Below are 22,599 nucleotides of genomic sequence, written 5' to 3'. Positions count from 1 at the left end.
TCCTAGCGCAGTACGGATTTGAGTTCGATAAACCGACGGGTCGCCAGCAACCCGGCCGGATGGCTGTGGCAGCGGGCCGAGAGCCAGGGCATCAAGGTCTGCATCTGCTCGTCGGGCGTCTGGCCACGCAGCGCCTGCCGCAGACTTTGCACATCGGGATCTTCCACTGACGCGGGGAGCTCGCCGGCGGCACCATGGTTGCGCCGGGGCGTCGAACGAGTGCTTTTCTCCAGCCAATCACCGGCGATCCAATCGTGCAGCAGTTGCTTTTCATAGGGGCTGAACACGCCGAACATTGCCGCGCCGGCCCCTTCGATCAGAGTCCAGAACCGACTGTTCTGCGGGTCCTCGTGACGCCGGATCCAGCCTTTGCCTTGCAGCGCGTCAAGGAAGCCTTCCAGTTGGCCCGGCGCCGCCAGCCACTGGTTGACCGTCTTGCCCTCGAACTTGCAGTAATCGGAGTGCATGTGCTGGCCGAACGGGCGCTTGCGTTCAAGCATGTCCAACACTTCGCGATACAGATCGAACGATTCGATGATCGTCCGGCTGCCCTGCCCCAGGTCATTGAGGCGATACCCCAGGGTCACCCGACGCCAGAAGGCTTCGCGGTCGGCTTCCATCGGCATCAGTTGCAACAGCGATTGCACGGCTTTGTGGGCGTGGCCGGTGCTGGCGTTGTCGATGGTCACGTGGAGGGTGAAGTAATACGGATCGATGTCCAGCTCGCTCAGCTCATAGGCGCTGATCAACAGATGCAGGGGCAGTTGCTCATAGCCCAGGTTGTAGCCGATGACCTCGGGCAGGTATTCATCGCCGGCGTATCCCAGGGCCAGTTGCACTGCGCCTTGCAGGTAACGCTCATCGTCGATGTCCGGCGCATCCGCCAAACCGTGTTCGGCAAGCAGCTTGCGGTAGATCACCACATGGTTCTGCGCCGGGACGCCATCGCCCAGCTCTTCCAGGTAGGTGCACAGTAACCCTTCGAAGCGGTGGTCGTGCCAGTGCTTGAGCACGCCATACAACCAGGCGCCGTCCACCAGCTTGGTCGGTGCGACGGCCTGGAGGAAATACAAGGCGTGGGCTTTGTGGGTGAAGAACTCCCGTGCCCCGCCACTCTTGCGCCGTTCCAGGTAATCGCCGTATTGCCGGGCCACGCCGGCACTGTGTTGCTCGACCCAGGCTTGCAGGGCCATCGGATCGTCGGGCATTTCCTGGGGCAGCGCCTCGGCCTTCTCCAGGCATGATTGAAGGAAAGCCTGGGCCACGGCTTGCCTGTCGGCATCATCTGGGCCGTGGAGCAGCCGCTCGTAACATTGGCGAACGTTCCCCGCGGCGGTGAACGGATCTGTGAACGGCCGCTCGGTGGCGGGCCGGTGAAGGGAAGTCAGCGCAGTCATAAGGGCCTCATGGGTGCTTGGCAGGACGCTGAATCAGCACGTCTCTTCCAGAGCAGAGCCTTGGGCGCGGCGAAAAATTCCCTCGGATTGAAAGGCAGCCGGATAAACGGGGCGCGCTGTTGTAATGGGAACCCTCGCTTCATCCATGCCCTCGAATGAAAGACATCAGGTGATGTGGTCCCCCCCTCGCCACAAGGGTTCTGCCAACAGTTTGGCGTTGCGGTTATCCAAGGAGCTCCAATGATGTTCACAGCGTGGGTTGCGGTGCTCGGTGCCGTATTGCTGACCCTGGCCCTGACCTCTTCCTACCTGCGCTGGATGCCGGTAACCACTTCGGCGATGTGTCTGGCGCTGGGTGTCGCCATCGGGCCGGCCGGGCTGGGGTTGTTGAAGCTGGACGTCGGCGACTCCACGATCTGGATGGAGCATCTCACCGAAATCGCCGTGGTATTTTCGCTGTTCGTCAGCGGTCTTAAGCTGCGCCTGCCCTTCAAGGACCGTACATGGCGTGTGGCCTATGGGTTGGCCGGTCCGGTGATGATACTGAGCATCGCCGGCCTGTGTCTGGTTCTGCATTATCTGTTCGGCCTCGGTTGGGGCGTTTCGCTGCTGATCGGCGCGATGTTGGCCCCGACCGACCCGGTGCTGGCGGCGCTGGTGCAGGTCAACGATGCCCGGGATGACGATCGGGTACGTTTCGGGCTGTCCGGTGAGGCCGGGTTGAACGATGGCACGGCGTTTCCGTTCGTGATCCTTGGCCTGTTGATGCTGCGCGACGACGATGGCGGTTTCCTCGCCGAATGGGCCTTGCGCAATGTGCTGTGGGCTGTACCGGCAGGCTTGCTGATCGGTTACACGATGGGCCGCGGCATTGGCCGCCTGACCTTGTCGATGCGCATCAAGAATGCCGACAGCACCCTGTCACCCAACGATTACCTGGCCCTGGCGCTGATCGCGTTGGCTTATGTCGCCGCCGAATCGGTCCAGGGCTATGGCTTCCTCTCGGTGTTCGCCGCTGGCTTGGGGTTGCGTCAGGCCGAGGTCGCTTCCACCGACAAGGACTCGCCGCCGGCCGAACACCTGGTGCAACCGGTGGTGGGACACGAAACGGTTGCCCCTCGGCAAGCCGTGCTGGGCGACACCGAATCCCTGGATGACGGCCAGGTGGCCGCCGGTGTGATGATGGGCGACATGCTCGCCTTCGGCAGCCTGGTGGAGCGCGCCATGGAAGTATTCCTGGTGACGCTGCTCGGGGTAGTGCTGGCCAATCATTGGGACTGGCGGGCCCTGGCCATCGGCGCCCTGTTGTTCGCCGTCATCCGTCCCGTGTGCGTGCTGGCGATGCCCTGGGGGCGTTTGCTGGATCGCGCGCAACGGCTGCTGATCGGTTGGTTCGGCATCCGCGGTATCGGCAGTCTGTTCTACCTGTTCTTTGCCTTGAACCATCACCTGCAACCCGAGCTGGCGAGCCTGTGTATCAACCTCACGCTCTCGGTGGTGTCACTGAGCATTCTGGTCCACGGCTTGAGCACCCAACCGACCCTGGCGTGGTATGAACGCCATAAACAATCAGGCTAGGCCAGCGGGCTTCAAGCCCCGGGGTCGCTGACCTGGATATAAACCGAATACACCCCCAGCAACACCCAGAAGGTCGCAAAGATCCACGGCGTGCGCACCGAAAACAGCAGCGACTTGCGGTAGCCCTTGTGCGTCGATTCCCGCTCGCTGAACAGCGGCGACTCGTCATAGACCAGGCCCATCATCGGCTCGGAGCGCAGCAACTCACTTTGTTTGAAGTGCCAATGATCGATGATCTCGTAGGCGGCACGAATGCCCGGCCAGGCATTGAGGGAGCTCAGAAAACCCAGCAAGGCCAGGAATGGCGGCACGATCAAGGTGAACAACTTGCCCCATTCCGGGTTCAGGTTGGCCATACAGGAGGCGAATGCAATCACCAGGAACGACTGGGCGGCCAGGTACGCATCGGTACGATTGGCCAGGATGCTGGTTTCGTACTGGATCTCCCGACGATAGAAATCCAGTCGCTCCTTGGGGGAGCCGAACAGCTTGGCCTGGTGTTCCGTCAGTTCTTCTTCCTGGGTCTGGCTGGTCAGGATTCGGGGCATTGCGCGGGCTATCCCTCAGTGATGGTTCGAACCTGTTGGATGATCGCGCCGCCAGGCAAGTTCAAGCCGATGGACCGCAGGTCCAACGAAACGCCGTTCCGCCGCCAGGGTCTGTAGATCATCGACGGCATGTGAGGACAGCGGTGTGGATTATCTTGGATGGGTGCAGTGGCCGGCGATGGTGGTGACGGTACTCGCCGCCTGGCTGATCGGATCGCGCCAGCCGCGACGACGGGTAATGGGTTTCAGTTGCTTCATCGCGAGCAACATTCTGTGGGTGATCTGGGGGCTGCATTCGGATGCGTATGCGTTGATTGTGTTGCAGTTCTGCTTGTGTGCGATGAATTTGCGGGGGTTCAGGAAAAATACCACCGGATAGTCAGAAGACACGCCCTTGTGGCGAGGGGATTTATCCCCTCGCCACAGAAGGGTTACCACAAGTCAGGTTATTTCATCGTCTGCCCAATAGCCTGCACAAGGTCAATCTGTTTGAACGGCTTGGTCAGCCGTGGCAGTTGTGTGGCGAAGCCTTCCAGGCGTTCGGCGTAACCGGTGGCAAGAATCACCGGCAAGGCGGGTTGTCGGTCTCGCAGCAACTTCGCCAGTTGCGCACCGTCCATCTGCGGCATGGCCATGTCGGTGATCACCAGGTCGATGTCCGGATTGCGCTCGTACAGTTCCAGCGCCTGCGCGCCCGACGGGGCGCAGAGCACCCGGTGCCCCAGGTCTTCGATCAACAAGCGGGTGCTGGTCAGCACCAGACTGTCATCGTCGACCACAAGCACCAGCAATTCCTGGGGCGACAACGGCGCCGACGCCTGGACCGGTGGTGTCTCCGATGCCGAGTGATCAGCCACCGGCAACCACAACTCGGCGGTAGTGCCGACACCCTTCTGGCTCTTGAGAATCAACCGACCGCCCAACTGCTCGGCCAGGCCATGCACCATGGACAAGCCCAGGCCCGTACCCTTGCCGACCCCCTTGGTGGTGAAGAACGGGTCCACGGCCGACGCCAGCGTCGCGTCATCCATGCCCTCGCCTTCATCGGTGATCGACAGGCAGACGTACCGCCCGGGCTTCAAGGGCAGTTCCGGTGCCCCGGTTTCCCGTCGCTCATTGGCCGCAATCAGGATGCGCCCGCCATGGGGCATTGCATCCCTGGCGTTGGTCGCCAGGTTGAGGATGGCCAACTCCAGCTGATTGACGTCCGCCAGGACCGGCGACAGCGCATCGGCGAAACGGGTCTGAATGTGGATCGACGGGCCCATGGAGCTTTGCAGCAGACCGCTGATGCCTTGCACCAACGCCGCCAGTTCGACCGATTCGGACGTCAGTTTCTGCCGGCGGGCAAAGGCCAGCATCCGCTGGGTCAGTGAAACACCCCGCAGCGCGCCCTGGGTCGCGTTGTCCAGCAATTGGCCGAGTTTCGGGTCGCTGGGCATGCGTTTGCGCACGATCTCCAGATTGCCGAGGATCACCGTGAGCAGGTTGTTGAAGTCATGGGCGATGCCGCCGGTGAGCTGACCGATGGCTTGCAGCTTCTGCGATTGGAACAACGCCTCACGGGTCTGCTCAAGGGCCAACTGCGCCTGGGTGGCGTCGGTAATGTCGCGGGTGATCTTGGCAAACCCCAGCAGCGTGCCGGTGTCGCTGCGGATCGCATCGATGACCACGTGAGCCATGAACCGTGTACCGTCCTTGCGCATGCGCCAGCCCTTCTTCTCGAAGCGCCCAGCGCTGGCGGCGATGCTCAGCGCCCGCTGTGGCTCACCGTTTTCACGGTCTTCGGGGGTGTAGAACATCGAAAAATGCTGGCCGATGGCCTCCGCTGGCAGATAGCCCTTGATGCGCTGCGCCCCCTGGTTCCAGTTGGTCACCTGGCCGTCAGGATCGAGCATGTAGATGGCGTAGTCGGTGACGCTCTGTACCAATAGTCGAAACTGCTGCTCGCTTTGCTTGAGGGTTTCCTCGGCCATCTTGCGATCGGTCAGGTCGCGGGTGATCTTGGCAAAGCCGAGCAAGGCGCCACTCTGGCTGTCGATGATCGGGTCGATGACCACGTGGGACCAGAACAGCGTACCGTCCTTGCGCACCCGCCAGCCCTCGCCTTCGAAACGGCCCTCGCGCAGAGCCGTGTCCAGCGCCCGTTGCGGCAGGCCGGCGGCGCGGTCTTGCTCGGTATAGAAACGGGAGAAATGCTGGCCGAGGATCTCGGACTCTTCATAGCCCTTGAAGCGCCGGGCACCGGAATTCCAACTGGTGATGATGCCCGTAGGGTCGGTCATGTAGATGGCGTAATCGACCACGGCGTCGATCAACAGGCGAAAACGCTGTTCCTCGTTGATGCGGGCAGTCTTCTGATTGTTCTCAAGCATTTTTGGCCGGGGTGTCCGTGTAGATTCTTTGCGAAGTATGGTGCAAGTCCTGCCTCGGAAAAATTATCAACCGGCGGGAGCAAAAATGGAAATCGACGCAAATCCCTTTGTGGGAGCGGGTTTGCTCGCGAAAGCGGTGGGTCAGTTATGTTGGTGTTGGCTGTACCACCGCTTTCGCGAGCAAGCCCGCTCCCACAGGAGGACTGCTGCGTTCTTGACTGACAGACCACCAAACCGGCAATAAGTGCTGCACCCGGGCTTCGCCGAACCGGTCGTCTATCAACATCACCACCCCCCGGTCCTGTTGGGTGCGGATGACGCGACCGGCGGCCTGGACGACTTTCTGCAAGCCGGGATACAGATAGGTGTAGTCGTATCCGTCGCCAAAGATCGCGGCCATGCGCTGCTTGATCTGTTCGTTGACCGGATTGAACTGCGCCAGCCCCAGGGTGGCGATGAACGCGCCGATCAGCCGCGAGCCAGGCAAGTCGATGCCCTCGCCGAACGCACCGCCCAGCACCGCGAAGCCGATGCCCTGGCTGTGTTCCATGAACCGTTCGAGAAAGGCCTGTCGGGATGCTTCGTCCATGCCCCGGGATTGGCTCCAGATGGCGATGTCCGGATACCGTTCGGCAAACAGCCCGGCCACCTGTTGCAAGTAATCAAAGCTGCTGAAAAAGGCCAGGTAGTTGCCGGGACGCTCGCCGAACTGGCGCGCCATCAAACCGACAATCGGCTCCAGCGAAGCCTGGCGGTGGGCAAAACGGGTGGAGATCCGACTGACGACCTGGACGTCCAGTTGCCCGGCATGGAAAGGCGACTCCACGTCGATCCACACCGTGTCCGCCGGGGTGCCTAACAGGTCGGCGTAGTAGTGGCGCGGGCTCAGGGTGGCGGAGAACAGCACACAGCTGCGGGCCGCCGTGAGCCTTGGCCGCAAGAAACCGGCCGGCACCACGTTGCGCAGGCACAAGGTGGAGAGGCTGTGCTGACGGCCGAGTTCACGCTTATGAATGTCGAACAGGAAATGCTCATTGAACGATTCCGCCACCCGGCCGAACTGCAAGGCTTGGAAGTAGAACGCCTGCAAGTCGCCGCCCAGGCCCTGGGGATGGTCGTTGAGGTAATCGCCGATGGCCGTGGCGCACAGGGACAGCGCCTGGAGCAGTTTCTCCGGCGGTTTCTCATAGGCCTGGTAGGCCGCCACCTGCGGAGCGTGCAAGGTGTTCCACTGGCGATTGACCCGCTGCAAGGACTTCTTCAGGGGTTCGGGAGCGGTTTTGCGCACGGCGGCCAGTGTCGACTGGTCGAGAGTGGCGCTGTACATCTGCCGTCCCCGTTCCACCAGGTTATGGGCCTCGTCCACCAGCGTCGCGACAGCCAAGCCATCGGCCTGGGCCAGGGCGAACAGTAAGGCGCTGAAATCGAAATAATAGTTGTAGTCGGCAACGACCACGTCGGCCCACCGGGCCATTTCCTGGCTGAGGTAGTACGGGCACATCCCATGGGCCAACGCGATCTCGCGCAAAGCGGCCTGATCGAGCAAGGTGACCCTGCTGGCGGCCTCGCGGGCGGCGGGCAGGCGATCGTAGAAGCCACGGGCCAGCGGGCAGGACTCACCGTGGCAGGCCTTGTCCGGGTGCTCACAGGCTTTGTCCCTGGCGACCATTTCCAGGACCCGCAGCGGCATCGACGGCGCGCTATGGGTGATCACTCGCGCCGCATCCAGGGCCAGCCTGCGCCCCGGCGTCTTGGCTGTGAGAAAAAACACCTTGTCCAATCGCTGCGGCGCCAGGGCCTTGAGCATCGGAAACAACGTTCCAACGGTCTTGCCGATGCCGGTAGGCGCCTGGGCCATCAGGCACCGTCCGGTACTGACAGCCTTGAACACCGACTCGGCCAGGTGCCGCTGTCCTGGCCTGAAGCCGGCGTGGGGAAAGGCCAGCGTTTGTGCGCCGGCATTGCGCGCCTGTCGATGGGCCATTTCCTGTTCGGCCCAGGCCAGGAACAAGGCGCACTGCTGTTCGAAGAAGGCTTCGAGCTGCGTCGCTTCGAAGCCTTGCGTCAGGCAGGTTTCCTTCTCACTGACGATGTCGAAATACACCAGAGCCACGTCGATGCGCGACAGCTGCAGCTTCTGGCACATCAACCAGCCGTAGATCTTCGCCTGGGCCCAGTGTAACTGGCGATGATTGGCCGGTTGCCCGGACAGGTCGCCGCGATAGGTTTTCACCTCCTCGACGCAGTTGCGCAGCGGATCGTAGCCGTCGGCCCGTCCCTTGACCCGCATGCTCCGGTAACGGCCTTCGAGAGTGATCTCGGCCTGATACGTCTCGCTGCGCCGGGACGCCACGGTGCGGTGGCCAACGATACCTTCCAGTGCCGTGGGCGACGGGGTAAAGCGCAGGTCCAGGTCACCGGTCTTGGCGGTGAACTCGCATAACGCCCGCACGGCGATGCTGTAGGTCGGCTCCAGGGTCATGCGCCCTGCTCCATCCATTGCACATGGCAGACCGCAACCGGCATCCGATGTTCGTGACAGAACGCCAGCCAGCGCAATTGATTGTCCTGCAGGCGATCGCCGGGGCCTTTGACTTCGATCATGCGATACGTCTTGTGCTGCGGCCAGAACTGGATCAGGTCCGGCATGCCGGCACGGTTGGCCTTGATGTCCAGCAACAAGCGATTGAACCAGTGCTTGAGGTGTTCGGCCGGCAGGCAATCGAGCGCCTGATGCAACAATTCTTCGGACACCGCGCCCCAGAACACGAAAGGCGACTGGATGCCCCATTTCTCCGTATAGCGACGGACAATGGTGTCCCGATAGCGGCCGTCGTCGAGCTCCGCGAAGCAGGCTGAGAACAGCTCGGCGCGGCGGACGGGAAAATCCTCGTTGAGCAGGTCCACCGGACCGCGCTGGAACGGATGGAAAAACGCCCCCGGCAACGGCGCGAAAATCGCCGGCCAGCACAACAGGCCGAACAACGAGTTGATCAGGCTGTTCTCGACGTAATGCACCGGGGCGGTGTCGTCGTGCAAATGGGCCTGGACGTGATACTCCACCGACAGGACCGGATCGACGCGGGGCAGGTGCAGGTCCAGCCGCTCCACCTCCCGGGCCACGGCACGGGGCACCGGCGGCCCGCCCAGTTTGCGTTGCAAACGCGGCAGGACCCTGAGCAATGCCTGGGTTTCAGCGGCGTTTTCCGGCGCGCGGGCAGCCATTTCACCCAGTTCCAGGGCCAGGACGTACTCGCCGATGCGCTCCAGCACGCGGATCATCCGCAGCCGTGCACCGGGGTAGGTGCAATCGCGATAGATGCACAGAGCTTGGGCAAAATCGCCGATGCGTTCGGCGTGCTGGCCGATCTGGAACAGCAACTTGCCCCGCCGCCGCTCCAGCCATGGGTTGTCCAGGGCCAGTGCATTGACTTGGGCGACGATGTCTTGCAATGGCTCGCCGGCTTCGAAACGCTGCTGGCAATCGTGCAGGGACAGACAGGCATCGACATCCTGACGACTGCGCAAGCCACGGGACTCGGCACTGAACGCCACGGATTCATAGGTAAAGATGCCCAAGTCCGCCAGCACGAACTCCGACCAGTCCTGATAGAGGTTGCCAAAGAACATCAGTCGCAGCCGGTCGCAGGTTTCCATGATCGTCAGGCTGTACAACCGGTCCTGCAGTTGCGGGCACCACTGATTGAATGACTGTGCTTCGTCCAGGCGGTCCCCCAAAGCCTGGAGCCATTCGGTCTTTTTCGCCTTGGGGCGTTCGATCAGGTGGCCCAGGCACAGGATGATTTCCGGCTTGAGCAGCACTTCGAACAGTTCGACAAGATTCAAGGGCTGCTGATCCTGAACCCAGCCCAGGGCCAGCAGCGGCTCGACCGCCGCGCCAATGTCGCCGATTTCCAGGTAATGCAATTTGCTGTGCCGAAAGCGTAACCCCTTGCGCATCACCATGCGCACCAGCAGCCCCTGGGACGAGCGTGGCAAGGACGCGAAGTCGTCGATGAACCGCTGCTCCTCGATGCTGAGCACGTCGGCATAGCGTTGCGTCAGCCAGGCAAGCACCTGCTGGAAATTGTTCAGGTAGTAAAAGGGGTCGTCGAGAGGGTTGGCTGTCACGGGAAGAAGCGCCATGGTGCTGAAATACTGGTTATGCGTACAGATACCAGCAACGGAGGACACGGGCAACAGCAAAGGATGAGTGGTTCCCTCAATTAAAAGGTGAAATCCCGTGGTGGACGATGAACTTTCCTACAGTAAGCAGGACCAATGGCGGTTGATTACAGTGATGGCGCGGCCGGATGAGCTGCGTCCTTTTGATCGAGAGGTATGGATATGAATATCAGATTTCTGGGCCTGCCTTTGGCTGCCGCGGCGTTCCTGGCGCTGGCCGGTTGCTCGACGCCGACCGTCGTGACCTTGCAGAACGGTACCCAGTATTTGACCAAGGACACCCCCAACACCCGCACGTCCGACGGCTTCTACGAGTTCGAAGACATTGCCGGCAAGAAGGTCCGGGTGCGCGCCGATGACGTGGCGACGATTCGCAAGGAAGACTGAACCCTCTGTGGGCGAGTGTCAGCCGACACCATTTTGCGACCGCACGGCCGCCATCGCTAGCAGGCTCGCTCCCACAGGGGGGTTTGATCACGGAATCACGGTCACCGCCGGACAATGTGGGAGCGAGCTTGCTCGCGAAAGCGGTGAACCAGTCACTTAAAGGTTGACTGTACTGCCGCCTTCGCGGGCAAGCCCGCTCCCACAGGGGATCTTCGGTGATCACGGAATCACGGTCACCGCCAGATAATGTGGGAGCGAGCCTGCTCGCGATGGCGGCACATTCAACACCGCTGCAAGCAGGTCCACCGCTATCGCGAGCAAGCTCAGCTCCACAGAGGCATCAGGCGAACACAATGTTCTCCCCAACCTGCCCCAACCCTACCCCCACCAAAGTCACCGAACTGTCGCCCACCGTGAGCAACGTGTCGGCGCCCACCTGCGACAGGTGCTGGCTGTAGTCATAACCCGCCCCGGCCCCCTGTACGCCAATGAACACCAACGTGTCCCCTCCGTCATAACCGCTGATCCGGTCCTGGCCGAACACGCCGTTGAAGATGAAGGTATCGTTGCCGCCGCCCGATTGCATCTGGTCATTGCCCGAACCACCGACGAACGTGTCGTTCCCGGCACCGCCCAGCAACCGGTCGTTACCCTCCAGGCCGAACAGCCAGTCACCGGCGCCCCGCGCCACCAGAGTATCGTCAGCCGCGCTGCCGTTGGCCGCTGATGCGTACGCGGTCAGGTTGCCCCCGGTCAACAGGCCGTTGGCGGTGATGCTGTGGCTCACCTCATCCTTGAGCATTCCCCAGAGCGATCCGGGCTCCTGGCTGACCAGCGTACCGATGTCGCGGGTGATGCTGATCGCGCCGTGGGCATCACGCATATACAGTGTTCCGGCCCCGTCATGGGCGAAGCTGAAATTCTTCACCGACTGCTGCAAGTGCAGACTGTTGGTGCCCTGCCCGCCCAGGATCACGTTATAGCCACCGCTGTCGCGGAACGTATCGTTGCCGGCGCGGCCTTCCAGGTAATCGTTGCCTTGGCCACCCTGGATCAGATCGGCCTGGTCGCTGCCAATGATGAAGGTGCTGCCGGTATGGGCATCGGCGTTGCGATTGAGGTCCTGCACCCAGGTATTGTCCCGGGCCGGGTCCGACAGGTTGGCAATGATGATGGTTGAATCTTTTTCGGTCAGGTCGTAAAACGCCGACCCCATGATCCGTCCCATGCCATCGCCATAACCGGTGGGCAGATGGGAAATCCAGGTGGGGATATTGAGGATGGAAAACGGCAACACGTTCCAGGCCGTGGAGGCGTAGTGGTCGTTGAAGCTGACGATGTTGTTGGTGGCCGATTCCTGTGGCGCATCATGCATGCCCACCGACGCCAGATTGAACGTCGAGCCGTCCAGCGCCCGGAAGACCGGGTCGTTTTCATAGCCGATGTTCAGCACTTTGTCGGTGCCGCTCTGGGTCGGTGAGGCATAGGCGATGTAGTTGGCGCTGTTGAAGAACCCCGACCACTTGTCCGCGCTCAAGTCCGCCATGCTGTTGACCGCCAACCCGCCGAGGCTGTGACCGCTGACCAGCACGTCCTTGCCCGTCAAGCCGTGGGCCTGGGCAAACCTGGCGACATCCCCAAGCAGGTTGCCGAAGGCTTCACCGGCGTAGTTTTTCGCATAATCCTTGGGCCCCAGGGCGGCCATCAGGTCGTTGATTACATCGCCGATGGAATCGGTGATCAGGTTTTCCCGGGGGCCGCTGGTACCACGAAACGACACGCCGATCTCCTGTAGATGACCCTGGGCGTCGTACTTACCAAGGATCTCCACTTGCGCGGTGGTGTAGCCGGCCTTCTCACCAAAGAACGTTCCACGACCATCCACCTTGCCGGCGTAGCCCAGTTGCGAGGCACTGATGGGAGTCCAGCCGGCCTTTTGCAGCGCTTCGAGGGCAAGCTTTTCCGAGTCGGGATTCCACGGCACGCCGGGGATCACTCCCTGGGAATCGGTGCCGCCCAACAGCGCCGTGACCAGGGTCGCCGGCAGACCGGCACCGAAGCCATTGTGCTGGTAGCCGGAAGCGAAGCCGTTGTCGAGGTTATGGTAGGAATACAGCATGATCGCCATCGCATCACTGACCAATGCCTTGGACTCGGTGGTGCCGAGGTTCTTGTAGTCGTAGATACCCATGTGTTGCTGCCTCTCTTTTTGTTGTTGGAATAGGTGCAAAGTGAAGGGGCCAGCCGGCCGTTTCTCCTCGGCTCAGAACTGCCAATCCAGGGTCAGCCCGACGCCATGGCTTTTATCCCGGGCACCGAGCACGCCGTTGTAGTCCAGGTTGACGCGCACATCCCTGGCCACCGCGAGCCCTGCCCGAGCGCCGATCACCGCGGCGTTGCGGTCCATGGACACGCTCTGCACCGCGAAGGTGTCTGTGCTGCCGGCAAACGCCAGGTCCTGTTCGGAACGGGTGTTGCTCAAGTTGTGCTGCCAGCCCAGGGAGCCGGAGAGTTGCAGTTGCTGGGTCCGCGACAGCGCCAGGCTGTGGCTGGCCCGCACGCCCAGCGTCGACAGCAGCGCATCGCGACGGTCATCGCCACCGTGCAGGGCTGCGCTGTCGCCTTTCTCATGGAAGCTGTCGCTGTCCAGGTGCACATAGGCCAGGTTGGCGAACGGCTCCAGGACCATGGGTTGCAAGTCGAGGCGATAGGCCGCTTCAGTGAAGACCTGGCCGGTGCGGGCATCACGCTTGGTTTTCTCCCGGCCACTGACCTCGGCCCACTGCAACTCACGTTTGACGTCGATGCGATGCCAGCTGTAGGCGCCACCGACGCTCAGGCGCAGCGCGTCGATCTCATGCCCCAGGTAGGCCCCCAGGTGATAACTGTCGACCTCGGCCGACGAATGCGTGCCATCGCCCATGCTCAATGAACTGTCGCTGTATCCAGTGACGAAGCCCAGCCGTGTCCCTTCGCTGATCAAGCCGTCGCCACCGATCAGCAGCCCGCCGATGGAGCTGTTGGAGTTGGCATTGTCATGCCCACCGTCGCTTTTGCCCCAGGCGCCGAGCGCCTTGACCCAGAGGTTGCTGTCAGCGTCGGTTGGCGTATTGGCATCGTACAGCGCGTCCTGGCGCAGGCGGTCACCCACGGCATCTCGCAGGTAACGGCTGTGGTTGATCAACAAGGTGCCGACGGCTGGATGGATCTCGCCGGACAATTGCTGGAATGCCTGTTGCGCCACGGCGGTGCTGGACGACAGCAATAAGGTTTCGTAGAGGGCGTTGCCGGCGCCTAATTGCTCGGCCGCGGACGCTACGGAACGCTGGTTGGGGGTCAGGCCGAGGCTGCTGAACGATGCCGCGTTGCGCGCCACCGTGAGTTGAACGCCGCTGGCGGAGTACGCCAGGTTACCGCCGAGGAACGCATAGTTGGGCAGCACCTCGCTAAAACGCCCTTCGATACCGCCGGCGGCCTGCAGGATGTCGAGCTGGCGCCCCAGCAGGTTGTTCACCCCGCTGGCGGCCAGCAGCGTCGGGCTGTTTTCCAGGGATAAGGCCACTGTCGCGCCGTCGACCGTGGCCTTGCCGCCGGCAATGATCAGGTCGCTGGCGGTCGGCGATACTTCCACCGCGTAGGCCGAACCCGGTTGAAAGGTCACGTCCCCGGCCACCTGCAACGTACCGATGGAGTTGCCCGGCGCCACGTTGCCGCCCTGGTTGGCGATCAGGCTGGCGATGCGTCCGTTCCCGCCCACTACCCCGCCGTCATTGACGGTCACGGCCGACGCCAGTGAACCGTTGATTGCCAGGCGCCCCTCGTTGACCAGGGTCGGCCCGCTGTAGGTATTGTCACCGGTGAGTACCAAGGTGCCGATGCCTTCCTTGGTCAGACCACCGTGACCGGCTATGTCGTTGCGCCACACATCCAGCCCGCACTGGAGTCCGCTGCACACCCGTTGCGTGGGTTTACCGGCATCGACGATCGCACCGACGCCCGGCAGGTCCGCCACGAACTGCCCGGAACCGTAGGCGCCGTCGACGCGCAATTCCACGGGAATGTCCTGCTCGGTCACCAGCATCGACGGACCGTCGATGGCCTTGCCCAGGTTGATCATGCCCCAGCCGTACAGCGAATCGACGCCAGGGGTGCCCATGTCGGTGGCCGTGGTGCGCAGCACGCTGGCGACCTGGGCGCCGGTCATGTAGGGGAAGCGCTCCATCAACACCGCCACACTGCCGGCGACATGGGGCGCCGCCATGGAGGTACCACTCTTGTTGCCATAACCCACCGTCAGGTCATCGGCGCCGGTACCGCCGATCACGGCGCTGTAAACCCGGGTGCCCGGCGCCGATACGCAGAAACTGGCGGTATAGCCACAGCGCGACGAGAACGTGCTGATGGTGTAGGGATCGGGGCTACTGGTGTCGGGGTTCACCTGCAAGGCGGCGACCGTGAGCCAGTTCGGCGCGATGTCCGGCACGAAGTACGCCAGGCCTGCGATGGCATCGGGGTTGTTGAGGTTGTAGTCGTTGCCGGCGGCGAATATGGTCACGATTCCACTGCGGGCGGCGGCGATGGCGCCTTCGTAGGCGCCGCCCGGCCGGGTGCCCAGCAACGGCTGGATCTGGTCGAACTGCAACTGCGCATCCTGCACGGTGAAGTGCGGGAAGGCCGGATCCCGGCCGCCCTGATCGAAGCGGTCGGTGATGCCGATGCCCCAACTGTTGTTGATGATCCGCGCGCCGCTGGCGATCAGTGCGTCCCAACCGGCCTTGTACACCGCGCCATCGTTACCGAGGATGATGCCGTCCTCCGGGCCGGGGTCGCCGTTGTCGGCGCTGATGATCTGCGCGTCGAACGCCACGCCGTGCATCGGACTACCGTCACGGCTGCCGGCGGCAATCCCGCCGACGTGGGTGCCATGGGAGCCCAGCTTGCCGTCGGAGCCCACCGTGGGTGAGCCGTCGTAACGAAACGGGTCACCGGCCTTCACCGGAATGTATGGGTCGGTGTATTCGCGGATGCCGCTGGTGACCAGGGTCACGACTTTATTGGTGCCGGAAAACTCCGGATGCGCGGCATAGACCGGTTGGTCGAAGATCCCCAGTTTGACGCCCTTGCCGGTGTAACCGGCGGCGTAAGCCTGCTGTGCATTGATCGCGCCCAGTCCCCATTCGGCGTTGAATTCGGCGCTGCGCCAGCTATTCGGGTCCCCAGCCCTGCCGCCCTCGACATAAGGCGCCGCCTGGGCCGTGCCCAGGGTTGCCACTGCGCAGAGCACGGCGTGATTCAAGGTCTTTAGGAGAAACAGGCTGCGCGTTTTTCCGGGTTGCTTGTTGTTATCGATTTTCATGAACCATCCTTAGTTGTTGCAAAAGTCCTGTAGCTTTCCCGTCCCTTGGGGCTTGCACTGGCCTCCTGTGGCGAGGGGATCAGCGGGTTACAAAGGCCTCATCTACCTTCGCCAGGTCCTGCTCCCCCAACGTGCCGGCGTAGTAATGCAATTTGACCCAGGCCATGAGGTAGTCGTAGCGGGCCTGGGCGAGGTCGCGGCGGGTGGTGTAGAGCTGTTGCTCGGCGTTGAGTGCGTCGAGGTTGACCCGCTCACCACCCAGAATGCTTTGCCGGGTCGACACCACTAGCGCTTCGGCGGAGACCAGGGCTTTCTGGTAGGCCCGCAGCTTGTTCACCCCCGACACGCAGGCGCTGAACTGCCGGCGCAGTTCGATCAGGGTTTCCCGGGTCTTGGCGTCCAGCTCGTATTCGGCCTGTTCCATGGTGCGGCTGGCCTGGCGGGTCGAGGCCGAGACGCCACCACCGGCATACAAGGGCACGCTGACTTCAAGGCCAATGGTGTTGGTGTCGTAGCGCTGGTTGTAGGTGTTGCCGCTTTCCGACTCGTTCTGGCGCATCGTCGCGTAGGCGCTGACCTTGGGCAGGTGCCCGGCGCGGTTGCGCTCCACCTCGTAGCGCGCAACGTCCACGGCCTGACGCTGGGAGGCCAGGTTGGGGTTGTTGCTCACGGCCAGTTCATGCCAGGTATCGAAACCGGCGGGCTGCAAGGCGAAGGTCTGGAAGCCTTCGTTCAACGGGGCCAGGTCGCCGATGGCCAGGGTGGGCACGCCGATCAGCGAACCCAGTTCCCGCAGGGAAGCGTCCTGTTCGTTGTGCGCTTCGATCTCTTCGGCGGTGGCCAGTTCGTAGCGTGACTCGGCCTCGAGGATATCGGTTCGGGTACCTTCGCCCTGGCGGAACAGGTGCTCGTTCTGGTGGAACTGCTGTTCGAAGGCCTTCTTCTTCGCCTGGGCAATGTTTATCTGATCCTGGGCGAACAGCGCCTGGGTGTAGTGGCTCAGTACCCGCACCAGCAACTCCTGGCTCTTGCCGCGGAAGTTTTCATCGGCGAACAGCGCCTGCGCCACGCCTTTGCGATAGGCCGCGTATGCCTCGTAATCCAGCAGCGGCTGTTGCAGGGTCAGGCTGGAGCCGTAGCTGCTGTAGTTGCGGTCGTCGTGCTGGCTGGCACCACGGTCATTGAGGTAGGTGACCTTGGACTGGTTGCGGCCCTTGTTGTAGCTGTACCCCAGGTGCGGCAGCAACCCGGCGCGGCCGATGGCGCGGTTTTCCAGGCCCGCGTCGCGCTCCTTGATTGCCCCGAGATAGACCGGGTCGTTGCGCAGGGCCTGTTCGTAGAATTCGAACGGCCCCATGGCCCAGGCACTGTTGCAAATAGAAGCGGCCAGCAGTGCCAACCCGTAGAAACACTTCATACACCGGACATCCTTATTCCTCGGTCAACGCAGAGCCGGCCCGGTCGAGCAGCGGTTTGAACAGGTAGTTGAGCAGTGAACGCTCGCCGGTGCGCACGAACATTTCCGCTGGCATCCCGGGCTTGATCACCAGGCCATTGAGTTTTTCCAGCGCTGCCTCGCCCACGCTGCTGCGCAGCACGTAGTACGGCGTGCCGGTTTTTTCATCGATCATCTGGTCGGCGGACACCAGGCTGACCTCACCCGCCACCCTCGGCGTGCGGCTCTGGTTGAAGGCGGTAAACAGGATGTCCACGGGCAGATGGATACCGACCTTGTCGATCAGGTTCACCGGCAGGTGCCCTTCCACCTCCAGCCGGGTGCCTTGGGGCACGATCTCCAGCAAGGTGTCGCCCTGGCGCACCACCGCACCTTCGGTGTGCACCCCGAGGTTGACGGCGATGCCATCGGCGGTGGCGAGGATCTCGCTGTGTTGCAACTCGAAGCCGGCCGACGTGAGCTGCTGTTGCAGGGTTTCGCTCTTGAGCTGGGCCTCGGCCAATTGGCTGCGGACTTCCTTCTGATATTCCTCGCTGTGTTGCTGCAGCTTCAGCCGGGATTCGATGATCCCCTGCTCCACCCGGCCGCTTTCGCCACTGTTCTGCGCCAGTTCCTGCTGCACCTGGGACAGTTGCCGTTGATAATCCAGCAGGCGGTTGCGCGGGATATAGCCGTTATCCGCCAAGGGCTGCAGATTGCCCAGTTGCAGGCGCAGGGACTCGGCCTGGGCGGTCAGGTCGCCACGGGCCCGGCGCATCCCCGCCAGTTGCGCGGTGGCGCCGTCGATGCTGGCGCGCAATGCGGCCTGTTCCCGGGCGAAGGCTTCGCGGCGGCTGCTGAACAGTTGTCGCTGGCCTTCGAGCACCAATGCCAGGCGAGGGTCCGGGTCCTGGCTCAACACGCTCGGAAAACTCACTTGTGCCAGGTTGTCCCGCTCGCTTTGCCAGCGCGCCAGGCTGGCCCAGGCCATCCGATACTGGGCTTGCAGCGATTGCACATCCGCCGCGGCCTGGGTCTGATCCAAGCGAAACAACGGTTGGCCTTGCTTGACCGCTTCACCTTCGCGCACCAGGATCCGACTGACCATGCCGCTGCTCATCGATTGCACCGCCTTGCGCTTGCCGGAAACCACCACCGTGCCCTGCACGGGAATGCCCTGGTCCAACGGGGCCAGGCTGGCCCAGGTGAAGAAACTGCCGGCGCCAAGGATCGCCAGGGCCCAGCCCAGGCGCATGAAGAAACCGGCGTCACGTTCGGGACGCTCGGGGAGTCGAGTGTGTTCCTGGTTCATGTCGCGATCCTTGCTCATGCGTTGCCGGGCTTGCCGGCGGCCTGGTACTGACGGCTCATGCTCAAACCGCTGGGCGTCGGCTGGGGTTTGTCCCGCGGGGTTTCCGACTGGCCGGATAGCGCACGCAGCACTTGCTGGCTCGGTCCGAACGCTTGCAGCCGACCTTCGTTGAGCACCAGCAACTTGTCGGCCTGGGCCAGTGCCGAGGAGCGGTGTGTCACCAGCACGACGCTGGTGCCCTGGGCTTTCATCTGCGCGATGGCGCTGGCCAGCGCCGCCTCGCCGACGGTGTCCAGGTTGGAGTTGGGCTCATCGAGCACCACCAGGCTCGGCCGGTCATACAGGGCCCGGGCCAGGGCGACCCGTTGTTTCTGCCCGCCGGACAAGCCGCAACCGTCCTCCCCCAGTACCGTGTCGTAGCCTTGAGGCATGCGCAGGATCAGCTCATGCACCCCGGCCTGCTGCGCGGCAGCGACGACCTTCTGCGGGTCGGCCTCGCGAAAGCGGGCGATGTTCTCGGCGATGCTGCCGCTGAACAGCTCGATGTCCTGGGGCAGGTAGCCGATAAACGGGCCGAGTAGATCACGGTTCCAACGATGGATATCGGCCCCGTCCAGCCGTACCGCACCTCCGAGGATCGGCCACACACCTACCAGCACACGGGCCAGGGTGGACTTGCCGGAGCCCGAGGCCCCCAGGACGCCAAGCACCTCGCCGGCAGCGAGAATGAAACTTACTTGATGCAATGTCGCCTGGCGCTGCCCCGGCGGTCCGGCGCTGACCTGCTCGAAGCTCACCTGGCCCTTGGGCGGTGGCAACGGCATCGCATCGTCCTGGGGTGGATAGGCCTGCAACAAGGCATCGAGACGGCGGTAGGCCAGCTTCGCGCCGCTCCACTGCTTCCACACGGCAATCAATTGGTCGATGGGACTCAATACCCGGCCCATCAGGATCGAGCCGGCAATCATCATCCCGGCGGTCATGTCGCCCTTGATCACCAGCAGCGCCCCCAGACCCAGCACGAGCGATTGCAGGCACAGGCGCAGGGCCTTGCTGAAGGCGCTGATGACCGCGCCGGTGTCACTGGCCTGGTTCTGCAGGCCGAGAAAACGCGAGTGCACGGTAAACCAACGGTTGCGCAACGCATCGAGCATGCCCATGGCCTGGATCGATTCGGCGTTGTGCAGGTGGCTGGTGGCCAACTGACTGGACTGTTGCGAGTAGCCGCTGGCCTGTGCCAACGGTTTGCGGGTCATGGCCTCGTTCAGGCATGCCAGGCCGATAAGCAGCAGCGTGCCGACGCTGGCGAACACGCCCAGCCAGACATTGAACAGATAGATCACCAGCAGATAGATCGGGAACCAGGGGGCATCGAAGAAGGCGAACAACGCCGGGCCGGTGACGAACTGGCGCAGATGGGTCAAGTCGCCCAGGGACTGCCCGGCGTTACCTTCGCCCTGGAGCAGGTTGCGCTCTAACGCGGCCTTGTAGACCTGAAGGTTGAAACGCCTTTCCAATTGGCTGCCGATGCGGATGACGATGAAGCTGCGCACCATTTCCAACAGCCCGATGAAGACAAAGAATCCCACCACCATCAACGACAGCATCACCAGGGTGGTTTCGTTCTGCGATGACAAGCCCCGGTCATATACCTGGAGCATGTAGATGGAAGGCGCCAGCATCAGGACATTAATCAGCGCGGTAAAACAACCGACACTGAGCAGGATATTTTTATAATCGCCCAGTGCCTTGAACAGCGGTACAGTGGCGACCGTCTTTGCCCTCTTCATTATTCTTCCCTGCTCTTGGCTTCGCCACAGAGTTGGCAAACTCTCTAACTTGCCAATCTATTATTAAGTTGAACCCGAACACACCAAAGTGCGCGCTTGATTGAACAAGCGCGCTTGGATTCGGATAAACAGGTCCAGGCGGTACGAATACGTTAACGCGCGTTCTCTCGGATATCGCGCTCGAGCGTAACGCTCAACCCTGACTTCAAATTGACTTGATAATGCTGGCCCTGGCGCAACCCCAGATGAACTCTGGCATCTTGCTTGCCAAGCAGCGAAAGACCATCGGGCTCCGGAAACCAGTGCAGCGGCTCATCCCCAAGCCAGTGACCCAGGCACTCGGTTTGCCCTCCCACCGTCTGGTCCGCCTTGAGCTCGATGACGCAGGTATTCGACGGCTTGTCTTGCAGGGCCTGGGTTTGTGCATCGTCCTGGGGGCCTGCCAGAACGGCACGCCACTGACCGGCCAACTGCGAGGGTTCTGCTAACAACAGGCTGCGCGCCATGGCGACTTCTCCAGAAAACGACATCAGCATAACGAGTAACCAAGCGGCTGCCGGAAGACTGCGGGGCATGGGTTTCTACTCGCTCATGAAAGTTGGAAATGCATCGTGGCGAGGGAGCTTGCTCCCGCTGGGCTGCAACGCAGCCCCATTACTGGGGCAAGCCTGCCCTCACCACCCTGCGTCATGCGGACATCAAGCCACGATGTCCGAAACCGCAGCCTGGCCGACGGTACTGACCAGGAAATCGGCCACGCCATGCCCGGAGAAGTCCACCGACAACAGGCTGTTGCCACCCGATGTCGACAACACCGCATCGCCCGCCGCACCGGTGAACGCATTCACGAAGTGCAGGCCTGCGCCGTTGGTGATACCGGTCAGGTCGATCTTGTCCAGGCCACTGACGAAATCGAGGATCTGGTCCGTGGCACCCGGCCGCGAGTCGGAGCTCGCAGCGAACACGAACGTGTCGGCCCCGGAACCGCCCGACAGTTTGTCCGCACCGCCGCCGCCCCAGAGAATGTCATTGCCGGCGCCGCCCTTGAGCTCGTTGGCCACTTCGTTGCCGATCAGCAAATCGCTGCCTGACCCGCCGATGGCATTTTCGATGGTAGCGCCCTGGGCGATGGACACGTTGCCCACCATGCCGCCAACGTCTGAGAACGAGGCGTCATTGAGGTTTATCTTCTGGTTCTGGGTGAAGCCGGAGAAGTCCAGGGTATCGCGACCGCCCGCGTCCCACACCGAGAACACCACCTTGTCCGACGAGGAAGACGCACTGAGGAAGTCGCGACCGGTGTTGGAATTGAAACCGTAGGTGGTGTCTCCGGTACGGGTGCTCATGTTGGCACCGTATAGCTTCTGGATCGCGGCGATGTCATCCATCAAGGGACCTGAGGAATAGGCTTCCACCCCGCCCTTGCTGAAGTTCTGGTCGGTATTGCTTTCGCTCCAGTAGCTCATGACGCTGTAGCCACGGGTGTCCTGGCCGTACGTGGCGTCATCGTAGGTCGGGCTGCCTTCGCCGGCGTTGTAGTCGCCAGGGTGCGCCAGGCCCAGGGTGTGGCCGATTTCGTGGGTCAGGGTCTGCCGGCCATAGTTATTCAGGTCCGGGTTCTTGTTCTGGGTGTAGCTGCTGTTGATAAGGTACCAGGACGTCCCGTCATAGCCGGCGCCAGTGCCCGGCAGGTAGGCGAACGCCGCTGCGCCGTCCTGGCCGCCGCTGTAGTTGCCGAAGGTCATGTGCCCGTCGCCACCGCTGCTCTTCTCGGTGAAGGTGACATTGGCCACGTCCGCCCAGGATTGCATGGCCAACGCAGCCTGGCCCTTCTGCTGGGCACTGAACTGGCTGAAACCGCTGATTCCGTGCTTGTTCATGGTGCTGGAGGACGCGGAGGTGAGAAAGGTATAGGTCAGCTCGATCTTGCCGCTACCGTCCCTGTCCTGATACGCCGCGCCGTCGCGCAGCAATTGAGTAGCCGCCTCGTCCACCGAGTACGAGGGTTTACCATTGACGGTGAGATTGCCGCCACGGTCGTATTGGTGACTGAAACTATTGATCTGGTTGAATGCATTACTGGGCGCGGCCAATGATTGCGCTGCCCAGAGGAGTTGTTCGGCTGAATCGATAGTGCTGGTTTTGACTTTCGACATAAACACACTTCCTTGTTTGCAATGGAACAGTTTTTGTCAGACAGACAATCTCTGGCGAGATCGTCCTATCACTCGCCCAA

At 62.3% G+C, this 22,599-nt stretch carries 14 protein-coding genes; 2 read left to right on the top strand and 12 right to left on the bottom strand.

What is annotated here, in order from left to right:
• Positions 1-2: 2 nt before the first annotated feature.
• Entirely contained in the window at positions 3-1,397 is a 1,395-nt protein-coding gene (locus tag FBX99_RS03400; RefSeq protein WP_145130620.1) for an iron-containing redox enzyme family protein, read from the bottom strand.
• Positions 1,398-1,637: 240 nt separating this feature from the next.
• Here FBX99_RS03400 and FBX99_RS03395 point away from each other — a divergent pair, with 240 nt between their 5' ends.
• Positions 1,638-2,975: a sodium:proton antiporter gene (locus tag FBX99_RS03395; protein ID WP_145130618.1), complete on the top strand. Its 1,338-nt coding sequence runs from the start codon at positions 1,638-1,640 to the stop codon at positions 2,973-2,975.
• 11 nt (positions 2,976-2,986) lie between these two features.
• Here FBX99_RS03395 and FBX99_RS03390 read toward each other — a convergent pair whose 3' ends face one another.
• The 4 genes from FBX99_RS03390 to FBX99_RS03370 form a co-directional block, all read right to left on the bottom strand.
• Positions 2,987-3,523, bottom strand: coding sequence for a hypothetical protein (locus FBX99_RS03390; protein WP_144922146.1), 537 nt, complete (start codon positions 3,521-3,523; stop codon positions 2,987-2,989).
• A gap of 446 nt (positions 3,524-3,969) precedes the next feature.
• Positions 3,970-5,898 (bottom strand): PAS domain-containing sensor histidine kinase, encoded by a 1,929-nt coding sequence (locus FBX99_RS03380; protein ID WP_144922136.1) that lies wholly within the window; start codon positions 5,896-5,898, stop codon positions 3,970-3,972.
• A gap of 145 nt (positions 5,899-6,043) precedes the next feature.
• Positions 6,044-8,380: an ATP-dependent DNA helicase gene (locus FBX99_RS03375; RefSeq protein WP_144922131.1), complete on the bottom strand. Its 2,337-nt coding sequence runs from the start codon at positions 8,378-8,380 to the stop codon at positions 6,044-6,046.
• Positions 8,377-10,029 (bottom strand): VRR-NUC domain-containing protein, encoded by a 1,653-nt coding sequence (locus tag FBX99_RS03370; RefSeq protein WP_145130616.1) that lies wholly within the window; start codon positions 10,027-10,029, stop codon positions 8,377-8,379. Before FBX99_RS03370 ends, FBX99_RS03375 begins: the two co-directional genes overlap by 4 nt.
• Before the next feature lie 216 nt (positions 10,030-10,245).
• Here FBX99_RS03370 and FBX99_RS03365 point away from each other — a divergent pair, with 216 nt between their 5' ends.
• Positions 10,246-10,470 (top strand): YgdI/YgdR family lipoprotein, encoded by a 225-nt coding sequence (locus FBX99_RS03365; RefSeq protein ID WP_024776392.1) that lies wholly within the window; start codon positions 10,246-10,248, stop codon positions 10,468-10,470.
• 340 nt (positions 10,471-10,810) lie between these two features.
• Here FBX99_RS03365 and FBX99_RS03360 read toward each other — a convergent pair whose 3' ends face one another.
• The 7 genes from FBX99_RS03360 to FBX99_RS03330 form a co-directional block, all read right to left on the bottom strand.
• A complete protein-coding gene (locus tag FBX99_RS03360; RefSeq protein ID WP_145130614.1) occupies positions 10,811-12,661 on the bottom strand; it encodes a polyurethanase in 1,851 nt (616 codons plus the stop codon).
• A gap of 72 nt (positions 12,662-12,733) precedes the next feature.
• Complete coding sequence (locus FBX99_RS03355) at positions 12,734-15,826, bottom strand: autotransporter serine protease (RefSeq protein WP_144922122.1); 3,093 nt, start codon at positions 15,824-15,826, stop codon at positions 12,734-12,736.
• 79 nt (positions 15,827-15,905) lie between these two features.
• On the bottom strand, positions 15,906-17,243 hold the full coding sequence (locus FBX99_RS03350; protein ID WP_145130613.1) for a TolC family outer membrane protein: 1,338 nt from the start codon (positions 17,241-17,243) through the stop codon (positions 15,906-15,908).
• A 13-nt stretch (positions 17,244-17,256) separates the two neighbouring features.
• Positions 17,257-18,591 carry an HlyD family type I secretion periplasmic adaptor subunit gene (locus tag FBX99_RS03345; protein ID WP_145130611.1) on the bottom strand — a complete coding sequence of 445 codons (1,335 nt, stop codon included), beginning with the start codon at positions 18,589-18,591 and terminating at the stop codon, positions 17,257-17,259.
• Positions 18,588-20,363 (bottom strand): type I secretion system permease/ATPase, encoded by a 1,776-nt coding sequence (locus FBX99_RS03340; protein WP_145130609.1) that lies wholly within the window; start codon positions 20,361-20,363, stop codon positions 18,588-18,590. The genes FBX99_RS03345 and FBX99_RS03340 overlap by 4 nt, the downstream gene beginning before the upstream one ends.
• A gap of 152 nt (positions 20,364-20,515) precedes the next feature.
• Positions 20,516-20,938, bottom strand: a complete 423-nt coding sequence (locus FBX99_RS03335) for an AprI/Inh family metalloprotease inhibitor (RefSeq protein WP_145130607.1) — start codon at positions 20,936-20,938, stop codon at positions 20,516-20,518.
• A gap of 123 nt (positions 20,939-21,061) precedes the next feature.
• A complete protein-coding gene (locus FBX99_RS03330) occupies positions 21,062-22,519 on the bottom strand; it encodes a serralysin family metalloprotease (RefSeq protein ID WP_144922107.1) in 1,458 nt (485 codons plus the stop codon).
• Positions 22,520-22,599: the final 80 nt, after the last annotated feature.

The sequence above is a fragment of the Pseudomonas sp. SJZ074 genome, assembly GCF_007828215.1.
Classification (GTDB): Bacteria; Pseudomonadota; Gammaproteobacteria; order Pseudomonadales; family Pseudomonadaceae; genus Aquipseudomonas.
The sequence above is the reverse complement of the archived record's forward strand: the minus strand, read 5'-3'. Positions and strand labels throughout refer to the sequence as shown.